At 70.8% G+C, this 17,470-nt stretch carries 14 protein-coding genes; 7 read left to right on the forward strand and 7 right to left on the reverse strand.

From position 1 onward, the window contains the following. The first annotated feature begins 9 nt into the window (after nt 1-9). Nucleotides 10-4,833 (forward strand): cation-translocating P-type ATPase, encoded by a 4,824-nt coding sequence (locus A5681_RS09735; protein ID WP_067272890.1) that lies wholly within the window; start codon nt 10-12, stop codon nt 4,831-4,833. Nucleotides 4,834-4,844: 11 nt separating this feature from the next. Here the strand turns inward: A5681_RS09735 and A5681_RS09740 are convergent, their stop codons facing one another. Both A5681_RS09740 and A5681_RS09745 read right to left on the reverse strand, forming a co-directional pair. Then, complete coding sequence (locus A5681_RS09740; protein ID WP_067272893.1) at nt 4,845-6,407, reverse strand: AMP-binding protein; 1,563 nt, start codon at nt 6,405-6,407, stop codon at nt 4,845-4,847. Continuing rightward, a complete protein-coding gene (locus A5681_RS09745; RefSeq protein WP_067272898.1) occupies nt 6,404-7,297 on the reverse strand; it encodes an SDR family NAD(P)-dependent oxidoreductase in 894 nt (297 codons plus the stop codon). Before A5681_RS09745 ends, A5681_RS09740 begins: the two co-directional genes overlap by 4 nt. A gap of 290 nt (nt 7,298-7,587) precedes the next feature. Here A5681_RS09745 and A5681_RS09750 point away from each other — a divergent pair, with 290 nt between their 5' ends. Then, complete coding sequence (locus A5681_RS09750; protein WP_067272901.1) at nt 7,588-8,328, forward strand: cutinase family protein; 741 nt, start codon at nt 7,588-7,590, stop codon at nt 8,326-8,328. Between the two features lie 26 nt (nt 8,329-8,354). Continuing rightward, nucleotides 8,355-8,894 (forward strand): VOC family protein, encoded by a 540-nt coding sequence (locus tag A5681_RS09755; protein WP_269454948.1) that lies wholly within the window; start codon nt 8,355-8,357, stop codon nt 8,892-8,894. 10 nt (nt 8,895-8,904) lie between these two features. Here A5681_RS09755 and A5681_RS09760 read toward each other — a convergent pair whose 3' ends face one another. Both A5681_RS09760 and A5681_RS09765 read right to left on the reverse strand, forming a co-directional pair. After that, entirely contained in the window at nt 8,905-10,275 is a 1,371-nt protein-coding gene (locus tag A5681_RS09760) for an aldehyde dehydrogenase family protein (RefSeq protein WP_067272976.1), read from the reverse strand. Nucleotides 10,276-10,310: 35 nt separating this feature from the next. Next, entirely contained in the window at nt 10,311-11,402 is a 1,092-nt protein-coding gene (locus A5681_RS09765; RefSeq protein ID WP_067272908.1) for an AMP-binding protein, read from the reverse strand. A 221-nt stretch (nt 11,403-11,623) separates the two neighbouring features. Here A5681_RS09765 and A5681_RS09770 point away from each other — a divergent pair, with 221 nt between their 5' ends. Continuing rightward, entirely contained in the window at nt 11,624-12,058 is a 435-nt protein-coding gene (locus tag A5681_RS09770) for an SRPBCC family protein (protein ID WP_067272911.1), read from the forward strand. Here the strand turns inward: A5681_RS09770 and A5681_RS09775 are convergent. Further along, nucleotides 12,055-13,020 (reverse strand): oxygenase MpaB family protein, encoded by a 966-nt coding sequence (locus A5681_RS09775; protein WP_067272914.1) that lies wholly within the window; start codon nt 13,018-13,020, stop codon nt 12,055-12,057. The genes A5681_RS09770 and A5681_RS09775 overlap by 4 nt on opposite strands. 125 nt (nt 13,021-13,145) lie before the next feature. Between A5681_RS09775 and A5681_RS09780 the strand changes: the two genes are divergently transcribed. The 3 genes from A5681_RS09780 (at nt 13,146) to A5681_RS09790 (ending at nt 16,002) form a co-directional block, all read left to right on the forward strand. Further along, complete coding sequence (locus tag A5681_RS09780) at nt 13,146-13,739, forward strand: TetR/AcrR family transcriptional regulator (protein ID WP_067272921.1); 594 nt, start codon at nt 13,146-13,148, stop codon at nt 13,737-13,739. 40 nt (nt 13,740-13,779) lie between these two features. Next, complete coding sequence (locus tag A5681_RS09785) at nt 13,780-15,156, forward strand: adenylate/guanylate cyclase domain-containing protein (protein WP_067272925.1); 1,377 nt, start codon at nt 13,780-13,782, stop codon at nt 15,154-15,156. Nucleotides 15,157-15,255: 99 nt separating this feature from the next. Further along, nucleotides 15,256-16,002, forward strand: a complete 747-nt coding sequence (locus A5681_RS09790) for a methyltransferase domain-containing protein (RefSeq protein ID WP_067272929.1) — start codon at nt 15,256-15,258, stop codon at nt 16,000-16,002. Nucleotides 16,003-16,018: 16 nt separating this feature from the next. On the opposite strand, the gene A5681_RS09795 is transcribed toward A5681_RS09790, so the two are convergent. Together A5681_RS09795 and A5681_RS09800 are read right to left on the reverse strand one after the other, a co-directional pair. Beyond that, nucleotides 16,019-16,480: an SRPBCC family protein gene (locus tag A5681_RS09795; RefSeq protein ID WP_067272932.1), complete on the reverse strand. Its 462-nt coding sequence runs from the start codon at nt 16,478-16,480 to the stop codon at nt 16,019-16,021. 240 nt (nt 16,481-16,720) lie between these two features. Next, nucleotides 16,721-17,416 carry an SDR family oxidoreductase gene (locus A5681_RS09800; RefSeq protein WP_067272979.1) on the reverse strand — a complete coding sequence of 232 codons (696 nt, stop codon included), beginning with the start codon at nt 17,414-17,416 and terminating at the stop codon, nt 16,721-16,723. Nucleotides 17,417-17,470 lie beyond the last annotated feature (54 nt).

The raw sequence follows: 17,470 nt of genomic DNA on the forward strand, positions 1-17,470 counted from the left end.
GGTGACCGAGTGAGGATTCCGGGCGTTGCCAGCGTCGTCGCCGGCATGACCGACGGAGCGGCGCAGGTGGTGCGAGCCGGCGTGTCCACCGCGGCCGGGGCCGCGGGTGCGCTGCAGACGTTGGCCAGCCCGGTCGCCGAGTTGGCGGTCCCGGTGGTGCAGTCGATGGCCCAAACGACCGGACGGGCAATCGGATTGACCGGTTCCGCCAACGGCTCCGGACCCAGCGTCACGCCGCCGATTCGCTGGCAGAGCGGGCGGCGGGTGCACCTGGACCTGGATCCGCTACTGCCGTTTCCGGGCTGGCACGAGCACGCACCGGCCGTGGAGGAACCGGTCCGCCGGATTCCCGGAGTGGCCTCGGCCCACGTCGAGGGCGCCCTCGGCCGGCTGGTGATCGAATTCGAAAGCGAAGCCGACGCCGACGCCGCCCTGGACCGGGTCCGGGACACGGTCTGCGGCGTGGCGGCCGACCTGAGGCTGGTCGCTTCCAAGGAGGCGCCCCGCACCGCGCCGTTCGCCGACCCGGGGAACCCCTTGGCGATCCTGGTCCCGTTCAGCGCCGCGGCGATGGACGTGGCGGCCGTCGGCGCCGCGGTGACCGGCTGGCTGGGCCGGCTTCCCGTCGCGCCGCGCAGCGCGCGCGCCGCCGCCGCACTGCTCAATCACCAACCCCGCGTTGTCGCCGTGCTCGAGTCGCGGCTGGGCCGGGTCGGCACCGACATCGCACTCAGCGCGTCGACCGCTCTGGCCAACGGGCTGACACAGGCGGTCGGCACACCGCTGCTGGATCTGGCGCAGCGCAGCCTGCAGGTCTCCGAGGCGGTGGCGCACCGCGAGAGATGGCGCGAACGCGAACCCGAGCTGGCCTCGCCGAACCGGCCGCAGGCCCCGGTCGTACCCGTCATCTCGTCGGCCGGCCCGAAATCCCAAGCCCCGCGGCATAATTGGGCCGCCGCCGCCGCGGGAGAAGCGTCCCATGTCGTGGTGGGCGGCGCGATCGACGCCGCGATCGACACCGCGAAGGGGTCGATGGCGGGGCCGGTGGAGGAGTACGCCGACCAGGCCGCCAACGCCTCGCTGGTGGCCGCGGCGGGTGCGCTGTTGGCCGGCGGCGGCACCGAGGATGCGGCCGGCGCCCTGCTGGCCGGCGTGCCCAGGGCGGCGCACACGGGCCGGCAGGCGTTCGCGGCCGTGCTGGGCCGCGGATTGGCCCACGCCGGGCAGCTGTTCCTCGACCCGGGCGCCTTGCGGCGACTGGACCGAGTCAAGGTGGTCGTCATCGACGGCGCCGCCCTCCGCGGTGACAACCGCGCCGTGCTGCAGGCGCGGGGCGACGTACCCGGGTGGGACGAGGACCGCGTCTACGAGGTGGCGGACGCGCTGCTGCACGGCGAGGAGGCGCCCGAACCGGATCCCGACGAGTTGCCGGCCACGGGCGCGCGCCTGCGCTGGGTCCGGGCGCAGGGCTCCTCGGCGACGCCGGCGCAGGGTCTCGAACACGCCGACCTCGTCGTCGACGGCGAGCGCGTCGGCAGCGTCGACGTCGGCTGGGAGGTCGACCCGTTCGCCATCCCGCTGCTGCAGATCGCGAACCGGACCGGCGCACGGGTGGTGTTGCGCCACGTCGCCGGCACCGAGGACCTGACCGCCAGCGTCGCCGTCAGCCACCCGCCGGGCACGCCGCTGCTGCAGTTGGTTCGCGACCTGCGGACCGACCGCGGGCCCGTGCTGCTGATCACTGCGCTGCACCGGGACTTCGCGTCGACCGACACGCTGGCCGCGCTGGCCATCGCCGACGTCGGCGTCGCACTCGACGACCCGCAGGCCGCGACGCCGTGGACCGCGGACATCATCACCGGCACGGACCTGGCCGCCGCCGTGCGCATCCTTTCGGCGCTGCCCGTGGCCCGAGAGGCGACGGAATCGGCGGTGCGCCTGGCCAAGGGCGGCAGCACCCTGGCGGGGCTGTTGCTGGTCACCGGCGACCCGCGCACCCTGAGCCCGTTCGCCGTGCAGCGCTGGCTCAACCCGGTCAACGCCGCCGCCGCGGCCGCGCTGATGCAGGGCAGCTTCGCCGCCTCGCGGGTGCTACGGCTGGCCGACCCGACACCCCAGCCGCTGACCGCGTGGCACGCCCTGGACCCGGAGATCGTCTACTCCCGATTGGCCAGCCGCACCCGGCCGCTGGCCGTCGAGCCCGGCGTCGCGCCCTGGCGGCAGCTCCTCGACGACCTGTCCTACAACCCGATCGTCGCGCCGCTGCGCGGACCGGCGAGCCGGGTGGGGCGGCTGCTCACCGCGACGCGCGCCGAGCTGGCCGATCCGCTGACGCCGATCCTGGCCGTGGGAGCGGCGGCCTCGGCGATCGTGGGCAGCAGCGTCGACGCGCTGCTGGTGGCGGGCGTGATGACCGCCAACGCGGTCGCCGGTGGCGTGCAGCGGCTGCGCGCCGAGGCCGCGGTCGCCGAGCTGTTCGCCGAGCAAGACCAGTACGCCCGCCGCGTGGTTCTGCCCGCGGTGGCCACCGCACACCGCCGGCTGGAGGCCGCCCGCACCGTCGAGCGGACGGTGTCGGTGAGCGCGAAGTCGCTGCGCCCCGGCGACATCATCGACCTGGCCGCCCCCGAGGTCGTCCCCGCCGACGCGCGCCTGCTGGTGGCCGAGGACCTCGAAGTCGACGAGTCCTTCCTCACCGGCGAGTCGCTGCCGGTGGACAAGCAGGTCGAGCCGGTCGCCGTCGCCGACTCCGACCGCGCCAGCATGCTGTTCGAGGGCAGCACCATCGTGGCCGGGCACGCCCGGGCGATCGTCGTGGCGACCGGTGCGGGCACCGCCGCGCAGCGCGCGATCTCGGCCATCGCCGACGTCGAGTCGGCGGCCGGGGTGCAAGCCCGGTTGCGGGAGTTGACCAGCAAGGTCCTGCCACTGACCCTGGCCGGCGGTGCGGCGGTGACCGCGCTGGCCCTCTTGCATCAGGGATCGCTGCGCCAGGCCGTCGCGGACGGCGTGGCCATCGCCGTGGCCGCCGTCCCCGAGGGCCTGCCCCTGGTGGCCACCCTGGCCCAGCTGGCGGCCGCCCAGCGGTTGTCGCGGCGCGGCGTCCTCGTCCGCACGCCGCGGGCGGTCGAAGCCCTGGGCAGGGTCGAAACGGTGTGTTTCGACAAGACCGGCACGCTGACCGAGAACCGCCTGCGCGTCGTGCGCGGCGTCCCGCACGACGCCAGCGCGGACGGCGCGTTCCCCGAGGTCACCGCCCCGGAGTCCGCCGCGGTGTTGCGGGCGGCCGCGCGGAGCAGCACCCAGCCGCACAACGGGGGCGGCCACGCGCACGCCACCGACGAGGCGATCCTGACGGCGGCGAATTCCGTTGATCCGCAATGGTCTTCGGATTGGACCGTGCTTGCGGAGGTGCCTTTCGAATCCAGCCGCGGGTATTCGGCCGCGATCGGCGTGACCGGTGGAAACGGCGGGCCGATGCTGATGCTCAAGGGTGCGCCGGAGGAGGTTTTGCCGCGCTGCCGCTTCGCCGATACTGACGCCGGCCCCGCCCACGCGGAGTCGTTGGTGTTGCGCCTGGCCGAGCAGGGGCTGCGGGTGCTGGCGGTGGCCCAGCGCCGATGGGAGCACGGGACCGGCGAGGAGGACACCGACGTCGACGCCGTGGACGCCGCGGCGCACGACCTCGAGTTGATCGGCTACGTCGGGCTGGCCGACACGGCCCGCGCGTCGTCGCGGCCGCTGATCGAGGCGCTGGTGCAGGCCGGCCGCCGGGTGGTGCTGATCACCGGCGACCACCCGGTGACCGCCCGGGCGATCGCCCGGCAACTCGGGCTGCCCGCGGACGCGCGCGAGATCACCGGCGCGGAACTCGCCGCCTTCGGGGAGGAGGACCGCGCCAAGGTCGCCGCCGACGTCCAGGTGTTCGCCCGCGTCAGCCCGGAGCAGAAGGTGCAGATCGTCGCGGCGTTGCAGGACGGCGGGCAGGCGGTCGCCATGGTCGGCGACGGCGCGAATGACGCGGCCGCCATCCGGATGGCCGACGTGGGCATCGGCGTGAGCGGTCGCGGTTCGTCCGCCGCCCGCGGCGCCGCCGACATCGTGTTGACCGACAACGACCTGGGTGTGCTGCTCGACGCGCTGGTCGAGGGCCGCGGGATGTGGGGCGGCGTCCGCGACGCCGTGAGCATCCTGGTCGGCGGCAACGTCGGCGAAGTGCTGTTCACCCTGATCGGGACCGCCCTGGGCACCGGCCGGTCGCCGGTGGGCACCCGCCAGCTGCTGCTGGTGAACCTGCTCACCGACATGTTCCCCGCGCTCGCGGTCGCGGTCACCCCGCAATACCCCGAGCCCGAAGAGGCCGAGGACGGCGTCGACCGCGATGCCGAGGAGCTGCATCGCGCGTTCCAGCTGGCGACGCTCTCCGGGCCCTCGCCCTCCCTCGACGCGCCGCTGATGCGGCAGATCGTCACCCGGGGCGCCGTCACGGCGGCGGGTGCGACGGCGGCCTGGGCCATCGGTCGCTGGACGCCGGGCACCGAACGCCGCACCTCGACCATGGGACTCACCGCGCTGGTGACGACGCAGCTCGCGCAGACCCTGCTGACCCGGCGCCACAGCCCTCTCGTGCTGGGCACGGCGCTGGGCAGCGCGGGCGTCCTGGTCGCCATCGTCCAGACCCCCGGCGTCAGCCACTTCTTCGGCTGCACACCGTTGGGCCCGGTCGCGTGGACCGGCGTCATCAGCGCCACCGCGGGTGCCACCGTCGTCTCGGTGCTGGCGCCCAACTGGCTCGCGCAGCGGGTGGCCGCGCTGGAACCCAAGCAGGACTGAGGCTTTCCCCGCTAGCTGGACAGCTCCTTGCGGACGACCTTGCCAGCCGGATTGCGGGGTATGCTGGCGACGAGGTTGATGTCCCGGGGCTGCTCGAAGCGGGAGACTTTGCCCTTGAGGTACTCCCGCAACTCCGCCTCATCGGTGTCGGTGCCCGGCTGCAGGACCACGAACGCGGCCAGTCGATGGCCGAACTTCTCGTCGGGCACGCCGATGACCGCGTTGTCGACGATGGCCGGGTGCTGGGCGAGCGCGTTCTCGACCGCGCGCGGGTAGACGTTCTCTCCGCCGGAGATGATCATGTCGTCCTCGCGCCCGACGATGTAGAGCCGGCCTTCGTTGTCGAGGTAGCCCATGTCGCCGGTGCTGGTCATGCCGTCGATCACGGCCTTCGCCCCGCCGCCGGTGTAGCCCTCGCTCGCCAGCTCCCCGCCGACGAAGATGCGCCCGGTGACGCGCGGGCCGACGGGCCCGCCGTTCTTGTCGAGGATGCGCACCGGGCACCCGGCGACCGGACGCCCGACGGTCTCCGGCGCTTCGCGCAGCTCCGCCGGCGTCGCGAGCGCTCCGATGCCGACCTCGGTGGAACCGTATCCGTTGTAGAGAATGTCGCCGTAGGCGTCCATGAACCGCTGCCCGAGGGTCGGGTCGAGCCGGTCGCCGCTGGACATGACGACCCGCAGGTAGGGCACCGGGTTGCGCGCCCGCACCCGGTCGGGCAGCGCGAGGATGCGCGCGAGCACCACCGGCACCGCGGTGAACGCGTCGGCGCGATGCAGCGACGCCTGCGCGAGCGCGGCCTCGGCGTCGAAGTGGCGATGGGTGAGTACGGTGCCGCCGAGCGCCATGGTGAGCATCAGCATGCCCAGCCCCAGCCCGTGAAACATCGGCATTGCCACCGAGATTCGCGACCCGGTGCGCAGGCCGGTGCGGTCGAGGATCGTCACCCACACGCCCACCGCTGAGCGCAGCTGCGGTGAGCGCGGCACCCCCTTGGGCGTTCCGGTGGTGCCGGACGTGAGCAGGATGATCCGGCCCGGTGCGGCCACGTCGGTCCGCTCGTCGCCCTCCGTCTCGACCGTCGCCGGGTCGATCAGGGTGAGTGACTGATCGGCGGCCCGGACCCGCTCCCCGAACTCCTCGTCGGCGATCATCGTGGTGATCCGGTGGGCGCTCACCGCGGACGCCAGGGCGTCGCTGCGAAACTCGGTATTGACCAGGACGACGTCGGCGCCCACCCTGGCGGTGGCGAAGACCCCGGCGATGAAACCGCGGCCGTTGCGGCACATGACGCCCACGGCGTCGCCGGGTCCGACGCCGTCGCGGGACAACCGGCGCGCCAGCGAGTCGGTCGCCGACCGCAGCTCGCGGTAATCCCAGGCACCGTCGTCGTCGACGATCGCCGCCCGGTTGGGCCAGCGGGTCGCGGTCACCGCCAGCAGGGTGTAGGGATTGGTGCCGCCCCGGCGCGCCTCGCGGAGCACCCGCAGGGTTGCCAGCGGCGACGGCGGCATCAGCAGCCGCGACCGCAGCAACGCCCGCGCCGCGGTGCCGAGCACGCCCTCGTTGCTCATCGCCGGGTCTCCCCGGCGCCGGACTCGGAGAAGAACCGCCGGTACCACAACCGGGCGGCGCGCTCGGCCGGGCCGGCCAGCAGCACCGACGCCACCTCTGCCGGCAGCACCCAGGGCGGTTCGTTGCTGCGCGGCCGCTCGATGACGGCTTTGGCGATCGCGTCGGCCGCTTGGTCGGCCGACAATCCGGGGAGCCGGTTCAGGAGGGGGGTGGGTTCGATCATCCTGGTGCGGACCAGCGCGAAGTAGACGGACGTGACCTCGACGCCGTCGGCGTGCAGCTCCGGGGCGACGCTGCGCAGCCAGCGGTCGAAGGCGCCCTTCGACGCCTGGTACGCACCCCACTGCGGCCCCGGCACCACGCGCACGCCGACGCTGGACACGTTCACGATGTGCCCGCGGCCGCTTTCGCGCATGGCCGGCAGCAGCCCCAGGAATAGCCGGATGGGCCCCAGATAGTTGATGTCGATGGTGCGCTCGAAGTCGTGCGGCCGGTCGTACTGGTGATGCAACGAGCGGCGCAACGACTTCCCGGCGTTGCTGACCACGATGTCCAGCGCGCCGTGCTCCTCGGTGATCTCCTTGGTCAGCGCGCTGACGGCGGCCTCGTCGGTGAGGTCGGTGGGGTACGCGATCGCGCGGCCCCCTGCGGCGTTGATGGACGCCGCCAGGTCACCGAGACGTTCCTCGGACCGGGCGACCGCCAGCACGGTGGCTCCCCCGGCGGCCAGCCGCCGCGCTGTCGCCTCCCCGATCCCGTAAGAGGCGCCGGTAACCAGGACGGTCTTACCGCGGACGGCGGCGCGCAACTTGTCGGGGTCCGACACTCGCGCCGGATTGGCCACGTGGTCCGTGACCTTGTTGAGGGCCTGCACAATCACGTTCAACATCGCCGTTGCATCCGCTCGAGCCGCATGTCGAGGATCGGCGGGTGGCTTCACCGTGCACTTGACTCGTCATAGCTAGCAGACCACATCGCCGTCCGCCCGCGCGCTCCGCCCCGCCGTTGTGACGCACGCCGGGCGGGCACCCGATCGGTGCGCGCCGAAATCACCGGATAACCCCCGCGCGCAAGCCATCTCGGACCGCGTAACGCGGGGTGAACGGCGTTGTGTGAATTCGCAGTAATTTCCCGGGTCTGGCCTGTTTAGGGGGACGCTTCTCTGGGCACAATTGCGGCATGATCGCACGTCAAATAGCTCGTTTTCTCGGTCCAGCAGTAGTAGCCGCGTCCGGCCTCAGCGCGTCGGCCATCACCGGCTCCCTCCTCCCCTCCGCCGCCGCCCAATGTCCGGACGTGCAGGTGGTGTTCGCCCGCGGCACCGGTGAAGCCCCCGGCGTCGGCCCGACCGGCCAAGCCTTCGTCGATTCCCTGCACTCACGCCTCGGCGGCCGGTCCTTCGACGTCTACCCGGTCAACTACCCCGCCAGCGACCAATGGGACACCGGCATCGACGGCGTCAGAGACGCTGGCGCCCACGTCGTTTCGATGGCCCACGACTGCCCCAACACCAAAATGGTGCTCGGCGGCTACTCCCAGGGCGCGGCCGTGATGGGCTTCGTCACCTCCCCCTCGGTGCCCGACGGCATCGACCCCAACACCGTGCCCAAGCCCCTCGATCCCTCCGTCGCCAGCCACGTCTCCTCGGTCGTGCTCTTCGGCATGCCCAACGTGCGCGCGATGAACTTCCTCGGCGAACCCCCCGTCGTCATCGGCCCCACCTTCGTCGACAAGACCATCAAGGTCTGCGCCACCGAAGACCCGGTCTGCTCCGACGGCATGAACTTCGCCGCCCACAACACCTACGCCGACGACGGCGCCATGATCGACAAGGGCGTGGCCTTCGCCTCCAGCCACCTCGACGCCGGCACCAGTGGCACCTCGACGGTCTCGAGCGGTAGAGGTGGCTTCGGCAGCTGAGCGATGACCGCGCGCCGGCGCTGGCCATCAACCACGTCGGTTTGACGGTTCCCGACATTCACGCCGCTATCGATTGGTACGGCGCGGTATTCGGGTTCCGGTGCATCATGGGCCCGCGGGTGCTCGAGGGTGGCGGGCACCCGGAGGCGGCCTCGGTGTTCGGCGGCCGGTTTCGGCGGGCCTGGCAGGCGCATTTGCTCACCGGCAACTCTGTGGGCATCGAGCTGTTCCAGTTCGTCGACCCGCCGACGCGGGACCCGGGGTGGCCGCGGGAGCGGCAGCCGTGGTTCGACCGCGGCTGGTGGCATCTGTGCATCACGCACCCCGATGTCGCGGCCACGGTCGACCGGGTCGTCGAGCACGGTGGCACGCTGCTGGCGGCGCCGTATGAGTTCGTGCCCGGGCGTCCGTGGGTGCTGGCCTACGCCACCGACCCCTGGGGCACGGTGCTCGAGGTGATGAGCCACAGCTACGCCGAGGCGTTCGGCAACTGGCCGCAGCCGGGGCAACTGGTCCCGCCCACCCTGGTGCCCCGCCCGGATGGCGACGGCCCGGCCGGTGCCTGAATCGGTCGCGTCAGGGGCCGTCCGCGACGAACCCCTTGTTGCGCATCAGCGCGTCCGCCAGGAAGCCGTCGTGCGGGATGCTGGGCGCCGCGTACCACGTCGGGTGCGGGCCGACGTACACGTTGCCGACGGTCGGTTCGGCGAGCAGCTCGTCGACCAGCCGTTGGTCGCCGGTGATCGCGGTGACAACCAAGGACCGCCGCAACGGCTCCAGGCCGGCGCCGGGCGACCACGGTGCGACCCAAACGCAGGGGAAGGGCAGCTCGACGTTGAGCGTGTCCGCGACGGGCTCGGCCAACAGATGCACCGCCGGGCGCAGCGCGGCGTGGCCGTCGCCGAGGTCGGCCACCACCTGATCGGCACCGAGCACCGGGGTCGAGCCGGCGGCCTTCGCCGCCAAATAATCCGCCAGGGCCCGCGCTTGGTCGAGGGGCTGGGTGGGCAGGATCGCCCGTTCGTCATCCGGGGGGAGCGGCTCGAGCTCCGCCAGCCGCCGGGCGATCGCCGCGGCCAGCGGGGCGGGATCACCCTCACACAGCACGGCGGTGGTGTTGACGCAGGCCATTCCCCCGAGGTTGGTGATCGAGTCGACGATGACGTCGATGTGGTCGCGCCAATCCCGATCCGCCGTGATCAGGATCTTGGCGCGGCCGGGCCCGTTGACGATCACCGCGGGGTCAGCGGCGTACTTGTCGACCACGTCCTGGCCCCCGTACACCATCGCCAGGTCGGCCGACCGGACGATCTCGTCGGCGCCCGCATGATCGGTGGGTAGGTAGACGGCGTCCTCGGGGCGAAAACCCGCCTGCCGCAAGGCATGCACCAGCCGGTGGGCGGTCAGCGGCTCGCGGCGCGACGGGCGCACCGCGACGCGATAGCCGAGCGCCAGCGCTTGCGGCCACAGGCCGTGCACGCCGGGACCGTTGCCGGCGGCGTGCACGGCGAACACCTCCCCGCGCCGCGCCCACACCGCGCCACCGCGACGGATGCGTTCCTCGCGCCAATCCAGCGCCGCCCCCACCGGCCGGGCCGCGCGGACCGCGTCGACCGCGCCGCCCACGGCGTCGGCCACGCCGACCGCCCCGGCACGGGTGACCGCGATCGGCAGGCCCGAAATCCGGCTCGCCAGGCCGACATACGCCTCGAAGTCCAGGCCGGCGATCACCGCGCCGGTGAAAATGTCGGCGGCGTCCGACAGCGCGGTCGCGCGCGGCCCGACGGGCAGCGGGGTCGCGTTGCGTTGGGCGGCCAGGGTGCGTGTGACATACAGCGGCGGCACGAGGCTCAGCTCGGCAACCGCACTACCGGCGGTGCTGGTGATGACCTCGCGACGGCGGGTCCGGTACTCGCCGTCGGGGCCGAGCGCGTCGATCGCCACCAAATCGGCTGCGACACCTGTCCGTTCGGGCGGCACGCTCAGTACACCCCCTCGATGACGGCCTCGCCCTCGAAGGTCGGAACCGGCCGCACCGCACTGACGGAGTCGCTGAGCTCGGGGGCGGGCCCGGGCATCCTGACCGCCAGGTCGCGCTCCAGGTTGTTCGGGATGAGCATGCCCTTGCTGACATGGTTCATCACCACCTGACCGGTCTCCCCGTACGGCACCCGCTCACCGGTGTCGGGATCGACCACCCAGAAGACGACGTACGGTGTCCGCGGGTCGAACACGAACGCGTCACCGTCGGCTCGGGTAATCGCTTGGGAGAGCACCATCGTGCTGCCGAACGCCATCGTTATGGTCGTCGCGGGGAAGAGGTCGCGAAGCAGGTCCAGGGTGTCGGCGTCGACGTGCGCGCCGCTGAGCAACAGGTAGCGGATCTTGTCGTTCAGCAGGTCGACCACCCGGTCATCGCGGGCCATGGCCTCGAGCAAGGGGGGCGTGGTGTGCAGGTTGGCGACATTCTGCGTCCGCAGCACGAACAGCGCCTGCTCGACGACGTGGTCGACGTAAGCGGCCACCTCGGAGCCCGCGCCGCGGGCGGCGATCTTCTTGACCCAGCGGGGATCGATGTCGATGCCGTGGAATACCGCCCCGAGGCGCTCGGCGACCAGCCGAGAGAAATAGCCCACCCCGTGCGGCCCGCTCGGCATCAGGCACAAGAAGCCCTGGCCCCGGTGGAACCCGCCCGTGGCGAAATCCTCGGTCTGCCACCGCACCACCTGTGCAACCCAATCGGGAAGCTGCACAGTCCTTTTCGGCGCGCCCGTGGTGCCACCGGACTCGAATATCTGCGGCACAGGCGGCGGCTGCCCGTAGCCGCGCGGGATGAGGTCCTCCACCGGAACACGGCGCAGTTCGTTGACGAGGTTGGGGAACAGTCCTAAATCGGTGAACGTCTCGACGTCGGTCACCGGGTCGAAGTCCAGCGTGGCCGCGGTCCGCAACCAGAACGCGGACCCGGTGTCCTGACCGAAGTGCCAGGCCATCGCCGCGCGCAGGTAGGCCTCCGGGTCCTGGATCGGTTCGGCCCGTGGAACGTCCAGCAACGAGAAGTCGAAATCGGCCATGTGAAGAGATCCTCGCCCATCCTCAACCGATCGCCAAGCGCGCGGCACCGTATTGGGTTACTTCACAGGGAGTTTCGGCACCGTGTACCCTCTGTTCACTTTGACGATCACGTGGTCCTCAGGTGAGAGGCCGTTTCGGCTATGTTCTTCGACAGCGAGAGGGGACGGATCATGACCGGGGAAAAGATGGCGGCCGGGCCTATCGGCGGCAGGGAGTGCGCATGATCGAATTCACCCTCACCCGGACGTCCACCGCGCCGATCCAGACCGTGTTCGACGCCATGACCGACCACCGCGGGATCGCGGACTACATGTGGGCCATTCGGCGCAGCACGCTCGACCGCGAGGGAAACCCCGCGCCGAACGGTGTCGGGGCCATCCGGCGCCTGGCGGCCATCGGACCCCCATTCGTCGAGGAGATCATCGAGTTCGAGCCACCCACTCGCTACGCGTACAGGATGCTCTCGGGTGCGCCTACCCGGGATCACATCGGCACGGTCCAGCTGCGCGAAACGGACACGGGGACCGAGGTCAGCTGGCACCTACGATCAACGCTGAAGATTCCCGGCGTTGACCGCCTGATGCGCCCGGTGTTCGAGAAGGTCATCGACGGGCTCCTCAAAGGCGGCATCGCCGCCGCCGAACGCCGCCGCTAGCCGGGGCGGTTGTGCAGCCGGCGCGGGTCGACGCCCGAGCGCCGCCACGCGCTGGCTGCCCACGGCGTGTAGATCAGCCCGAGGGGCAGCCGGTTGATGAGCGGGTTGAGTGCGCGCATGGCGGCCGCGAACCGCTGGAATCGCTTCTCTTTCTTCGCATTCCACTCCAGCTGGCAGACCTCGCGCATCTGCGGCGGCATGGTCCCGACCAAGACCAGGCGGGTGTAGGCGTTAAGCGGGGCTGTCAACACCCTCCAAACCGGCCCCGGAATCCAGCGCGGGCCCGGTATCCCCTTCCTGATGTAACCGGTTCCGTACAAGACGGTCTTGTGCGGGACGAACCGCTCGAGCATCTCGTCCCAGTACGCGACGAACTCGTCGTAGGTCTGCGGCTGGCCGCGGTCGCTGACGCCGTAGAGGCCGTACCAGACCTTGCCCTCCTCGAAGATTCGCTCCTTCTCCGCGTGCGACAGGCGGCGGATGAACGTGTCGGTGTTGTAGATGACCTGATCGACGAAGCTGGCGTGCGCCCAGTAGAACAGCTCGGGATTCAGCGCGTGATACCTCGAGCCGTCGCTGATGGTCCCCTTGATCGTCTTGTGGAAGTCCCGCACCTTGCGGCCCCACTCGCGCGGTTCGTCGGAGTAGACGGTCTTCATCAGCGGCGGCGCCGTGCGTTTCGCCCGGCCCAACGTGTCGCTGAAGACCACCGAATGGTCAAGCACCCCCTGGGCGAGTTGTTCGATGCAGTTCTCCACCCCCGCCGTGCGCTGGAAGCCGAAGAACTGGGTTCGGTTGTCGCCGTAGAACTTCCAGATCAACGACTCGGGTCCCAGCCGCGCGACGGTATCGGCGTCCCCGGCCGGCCCGTCCACGGGCATGGGCAGCGCCTCCCGCACTCCGGTGTCGAAGCGGGATCCCGCCGTGGGGGCGGCGGTCAACCCGTCGTTGTGTGCGGTCATGCTCCCCTCCCCGCGGCTCGAGCCGGCATAACCTTGCGAATCAATGACACAAAACCGTATCTTTGTGTCAGAGCCTAGCAACCGGCCGCGCCGATTGCATACCGGGGCCTTTCGAGGAGTCGACGATGCGGACAGCCACGCGGCCCGACACGGCCGCAGAGCTCAGTGACCTCGACCGCACCATCCTGGACACCGCGCGCACCGTCTTCGAGACCTACGGCGTGCGCCGGGCCAACATCGAAGACGTCGCCGCCCGCGCGGGCGTCAGCCGCAGCACGGTATACCGGCGCTTTCCCACCAAGGACGACCTGTTCGGGCATGTGGTGCGGCGCGAGGCCGAATCCTTCTTCAGCACGCTGGACCGGGCCACCACCGGCTGCGACCCGCAGCAGGCGGTGATCGAGGCGTTCGCGCTAGGCGTGCGCCTGGTCCACGACTCGCCGCTGTACTCGCGGATCGCCGACAGCGAACCCGAGCTGTTGGGCATGTTCTCCCGATCGCAGGCCTTCCCCATCGGCCAGTTCGCCGACGGAATCGCCCACACCCTGCGCCGTTGCGGCGCCGACATTCCCGACCGCGACCTGACCAACATCGCCGACATCCTGCTGCGCGTGGCACTGGGCATCATCGTGTTTCCCACCGATCGCCTCGACACGTCGGACTCCGCGGCCGTTCGCGAGTACGCGGCCCGCTACCTGGTGCCGATCATCCGCCGCTGAGCGGTTCCGGCGTGTCGGTGACCTGCACTAGCCTGGATGCGTGGCTGGGAGTTCTGCGGCTCCGCGGACCCGGTACGCCAGTTGCGGCGAGATCGACATCGCCTATCAGGTCTTCGGCGATGGCCCGATGGACCTGCTCATGCTGCCGGGCCCGTTGATCCCGATCGACTGCGTCGACCTCGAGCCGTCGATGTACCGGTTCCATCGCCGCCTGGCCTCGTTCTGCCGGGTGATCCGCTTCGATCAGCGCGGCATCGGCCTGTCGTCGCGGATCGCGTCGCTGGACATGCTCGGCCCGGAATCCTGGGCCCAGGACGCGATCGCCGTCATGAACGCGGCGGGATGCGAGCGAGCGACGATCTTCGCCCCGGGTTTCACGTCGCTGGCCGGCGTCGTTCTCGCGTCCGACCATGCCGATCGGGTGAACAGCCTGGTGATAGCCAACGGCGCGGCGCGCACGCTGCGCGGTCCCGATTACCCCATCGGCAGCGACCTCGACGACGCCGACCGCTTCACGACCGTCGGAATGGAGCCGGACGCCGTCGAGCAGGGGTTCGACATGCTCGGAATCATCGCGCCCTCCGTGGCCGGCGACGCCGCGTTCCGCTCGTGGTGGGACATGGCCGGCAACCGGGCCGCCTCGCCCAGCATGGCCCGCGCGTTCATCAACAAGATCCGGGAGGGTGACGTCCGCGACCGGCTCCACCGCGTCGCCGTGCCGACCCTGATCCTGCATCGCGACAACCCCGACTTCAGCCCCGTGGCGCACGCCCACTATCTGGCCGAGCACATTCCCGGGTCGCGCCTCGTCGAGCTGCCGGGCGGGGACGCGCTGTACTGGGTCGGCGACACCGCCCCCGTCCTCGACGAGATCGAGGAATTCATCACCGGCGTGCGGGGCGCGTCCGACGCCGAGCGCCTGCTCACCACGATCGTGTTCACCGACATCGTCGGCTCCACGGAGCGCGCCGCACTGCTCGGCGACCACCGCTGGCGCGACCTACTCGACAACCACGACACCCTTATCCGCCATGAGCTGCTCCGGTTCTCGGGGCGTGAAGTCAACACGGCCGGCGACGGCTTCGTCGCGACATTCAGCAGCCCGAGCGCCGCGATCGCCTGCGCCGACGCCATCGTCGACGCGGTCCGCGTGCTGGGCATCGAGGTGCGGGTGGGCATTCACGCCGGCGAGGTCGAGGTGCGCGGCAAGGACGTCGCCGGCATGGCCGTGCACATCGGCGCCCGGGTGGCCGCCCTCGCCGGTCCCAGCGAGGTGCTGGTGTCCTCCACGCTGCGCGACATCGTCACCGGCTCGCGGCACCGCTTCGGCGACCGCGGCGCGACGGCGCTCAAGGGCGTGCCGGGCCAGTGGCGGTTGTACTCGCTGGTGCGCGAGCACGCGGTCGTCAAGCGGTGACCGGGCCTGGCCCGGCGTAGGCTGCCAGCAGAGCCTCATTCGCCCGGCCCGGTCTTCGAGTTGTGGCGCACCGCTTGGCTTTTCCTCCAAGGAGTACGCATGACCGACGTGCACGTCTCGCTGCCCCCCGCGCTGCGCCGAGCGCTGGAACTGCTGGCCGACCCGCCGGCGGATCCCGATGTGAGCAAGGGTTACCTCGATCTGCTCGGCGGCGGATCCGACGGGGGCGACGGCGTCGCGAAGAACACCGGCCCGATCCAGGCGGCGTGGGCATCACCGATCGGATCGATGCTCTACGACAACGCCCAAGCGCTGTCGCGGCGGCTGATCAGCGCCTGGCAGACACCCCTCGAGTGGTTGAACATTCCGCCGGGCGGGATCGCACTGGACGTCGGTTCGGGCCCGGGCAATGTGACGGCGTCGCTGGCGCGCGCGGCCGGCCCGGACGGCCTCGCCCTGGGCGTCGACATCTCCGAGCCCATGCTCGCGCGGGCCGTCCGCAACGAAGCGGGTCCGCAAGTCGGCTTCATCCGGGCTGACGCACAACGACTTCCGCTGCGCGACGACACGGTCGACGCGGTGATCTCGACGGCCGTGTTGCAGCTGATCCCGGATCCGGCGGCCGCGCTCGGCGAGATCGCGCGGGTGCTGCGCCCCGGTGGAAGGCTGGCGGTCATGGTGCCCACCGTCGGTCCGGCCGCCCGGTTGTTCCAGAAGCTGCCGAACGTCGGAGCGCATGTCTTCGGCGACGACGAGATCGGCGACATCCTGGAGAGCCAGGGATTCGTCAGCGTGCGGGTGAAGAGCTACGGCACGGTGCAGTGGGTGCGCGCCAAGTCCGGCTGAGTCGGTCCCGTTGGTCTTAGGAGTCCGGATTTTGCGCGGCCGTGGCGAGCCGATCCATGGACTCGCGCAGCATCTCCGGCGTCGTCGCGCGCGCCCGCTCGAGGCGGCTCGCGTCGGTCAGCGCCGTCCAATCGTAGGTATGGGTCACCGTGGTGAGTTCGGCGTTCACCGGGCTGAGCTCCCAGCGCCACAGGTGTCCGGGCGGCTGCTTTCTGGGTTCGGCTGGGCACCAAGCGATTTTGCTGCCTTCGACGAATTCCACGACGTGGTTCTCCCGCACCGCGCCGTTCGTCAGCTTTGTGGTGAACACATCCCCGACCGCGCGGACTCGTTGCCCCGGTGCGGACGAGGCGAGGTTGTTGTTGCCGTCCCAGCTCGGCTGGCGAGCGGGATCGGCGATCAGTTCGAAGATCCGCGCGGCGTTGGCCGCGATCACGCGCGTGGCGCTCACGATGCCTTCGATTTCCATGTCGGACATATCGCTATCCAAACACGTCGACCGTCGACGCGCCGCCGTGTGAATGTGACCTTCGGCCGAAGCGTTGAGGACCTTCGACCGTCGAGCCACCGGCCGGCCGGGTGCGACCGTGTTGATGCCGGGGCAACCCGGTGGTCTGCCCGAAGTGCAGCAAGCCCATTTTTGGGCGAGGCCATCCGCAAGGGCCTGATTGACCCACCGTCTTAAGACGGGGATCTGCCTTCGGGCAGACCCTCATGCCTACGGCATCCGGGGCAGGGCCTCGACCGGCCCTGACAGCGCCGCCTTGACATAGCGGGTGTCGTCGTCGGCCAGCACCTCGGGGTCGCCCGCTTCGATGCCGTCGGCGATCGCCCGCGCCACCTGACGCGGGTCGTTCTTGGGCGCATCGAATCCGGACGCCATGTCGGTGTCGGTGAAGCTGAGGTGCGCGGCCACCACCAAAGTGGCCTGCTTTTCGAGTTCGATGCGCAGCGAGTTCGTCGTCGACCACAGCGCCGCCTTGGAGTCTCCGTACCCGCCGGAGCCCGGCATCCACGACAGGATCGAGGCGATGTCGACGAGCGCGCCACCCCCGTTGGCGGCGAGGATCGGCGCGAACGCCTTGGCGACACGCAGGGCGCCGAAGTAATTCGTCTCGAACACGGCGCGCACCTCCTCGATGTCGCTGTCGAGCAGCTTCGCCGCGCCCAGAACACCCGCGTTGTTGATGACGATCTCGGCGTCTGAAGCCGCAGCCGCAAGTGCCGCAACGGATTCCGCGTTGGTGACGTCCAGCTCGGCACTGACCACCCGCGGGTCCTCGCTGGGCTTGGGCGCCCGCGCCGTGGCGTACACCTTAGCCGCGCCGCGCTGCAACAACTCGTCCACGATGGCCTTGCCGAGTCCGCGTTGCCCGCCGGTGACCACGACCGTCGACCCCTTGATGTTGACCATGATCCGCACTCCTGACGTAGGTAAACGTATTTTGTTTCTGTCACCGTAGTTGCC

The organism is Mycobacterium scrofulaceum (assembly GCF_001667885.1).
GTDB lineage: Bacteria > Actinomycetota > Actinomycetes > Mycobacteriales > Mycobacteriaceae > Mycobacterium > Mycobacterium scrofulaceum_C.

What these genes read in the sequence shown, in the direction of transcription:
- A5681_RS09800 (WP_067272979.1), bottom strand. Translation starts at nt 17,416, where the DNA reads ATGGTCAACATCAAGGGGTCGACGGTCGTGGTCACCGGCGGGCAACGC.
- A5681_RS09780 (WP_067272921.1), top strand. Translation starts at nt 13,146, where the DNA reads ATGCGGACAGCCACGCGGCCCGACACGGCCGCAGAGCTCAGTGACCTC.
- A5681_RS09770 (WP_067272911.1), top strand. Translation starts at nt 11,624, where the DNA reads ATGATCGAATTCACCCTCACCCGGACGTCCACCGCGCCGATCCAGACC.
- A5681_RS09750 (WP_067272901.1), top strand. Translation starts at nt 7,588, where the DNA reads ATGATCGCACGTCAAATAGCTCGTTTTCTCGGTCCAGCAGTAGTAGCC.
- A5681_RS09745 (WP_067272898.1), bottom strand. Translation starts at nt 7,297, where the DNA reads ATGTTGAACGTGATTGTGCAGGCCCTCAACAAGGTCACGGACCACGTG.
- A5681_RS09740 (WP_067272893.1), bottom strand. Translation starts at nt 6,407, where the DNA reads ATGAGCAACGAGGGCGTGCTCGGCACCGCGGCGCGGGCGTTGCTGCGG.
- A5681_RS09795 (WP_067272932.1), bottom strand. Translation starts at nt 16,480, where the DNA reads ATGTCCGACATGGAAATCGAAGGCATCGTGAGCGCCACGCGCGTGATC.
- A5681_RS09790 (WP_067272929.1), top strand. Translation starts at nt 15,256, where the DNA reads ATGACCGACGTGCACGTCTCGCTGCCCCCCGCGCTGCGCCGAGCGCTG.
- A5681_RS09775 (WP_067272914.1), bottom strand. Translation starts at nt 13,020, where the DNA reads ATGACCGCACACAACGACGGGTTGACCGCCGCCCCCACGGCGGGATCC.
- A5681_RS09765 (WP_067272908.1), bottom strand. Translation starts at nt 11,402, where the DNA reads ATGGCCGATTTCGACTTCTCGTTGCTGGACGTTCCACGGGCCGAACCG.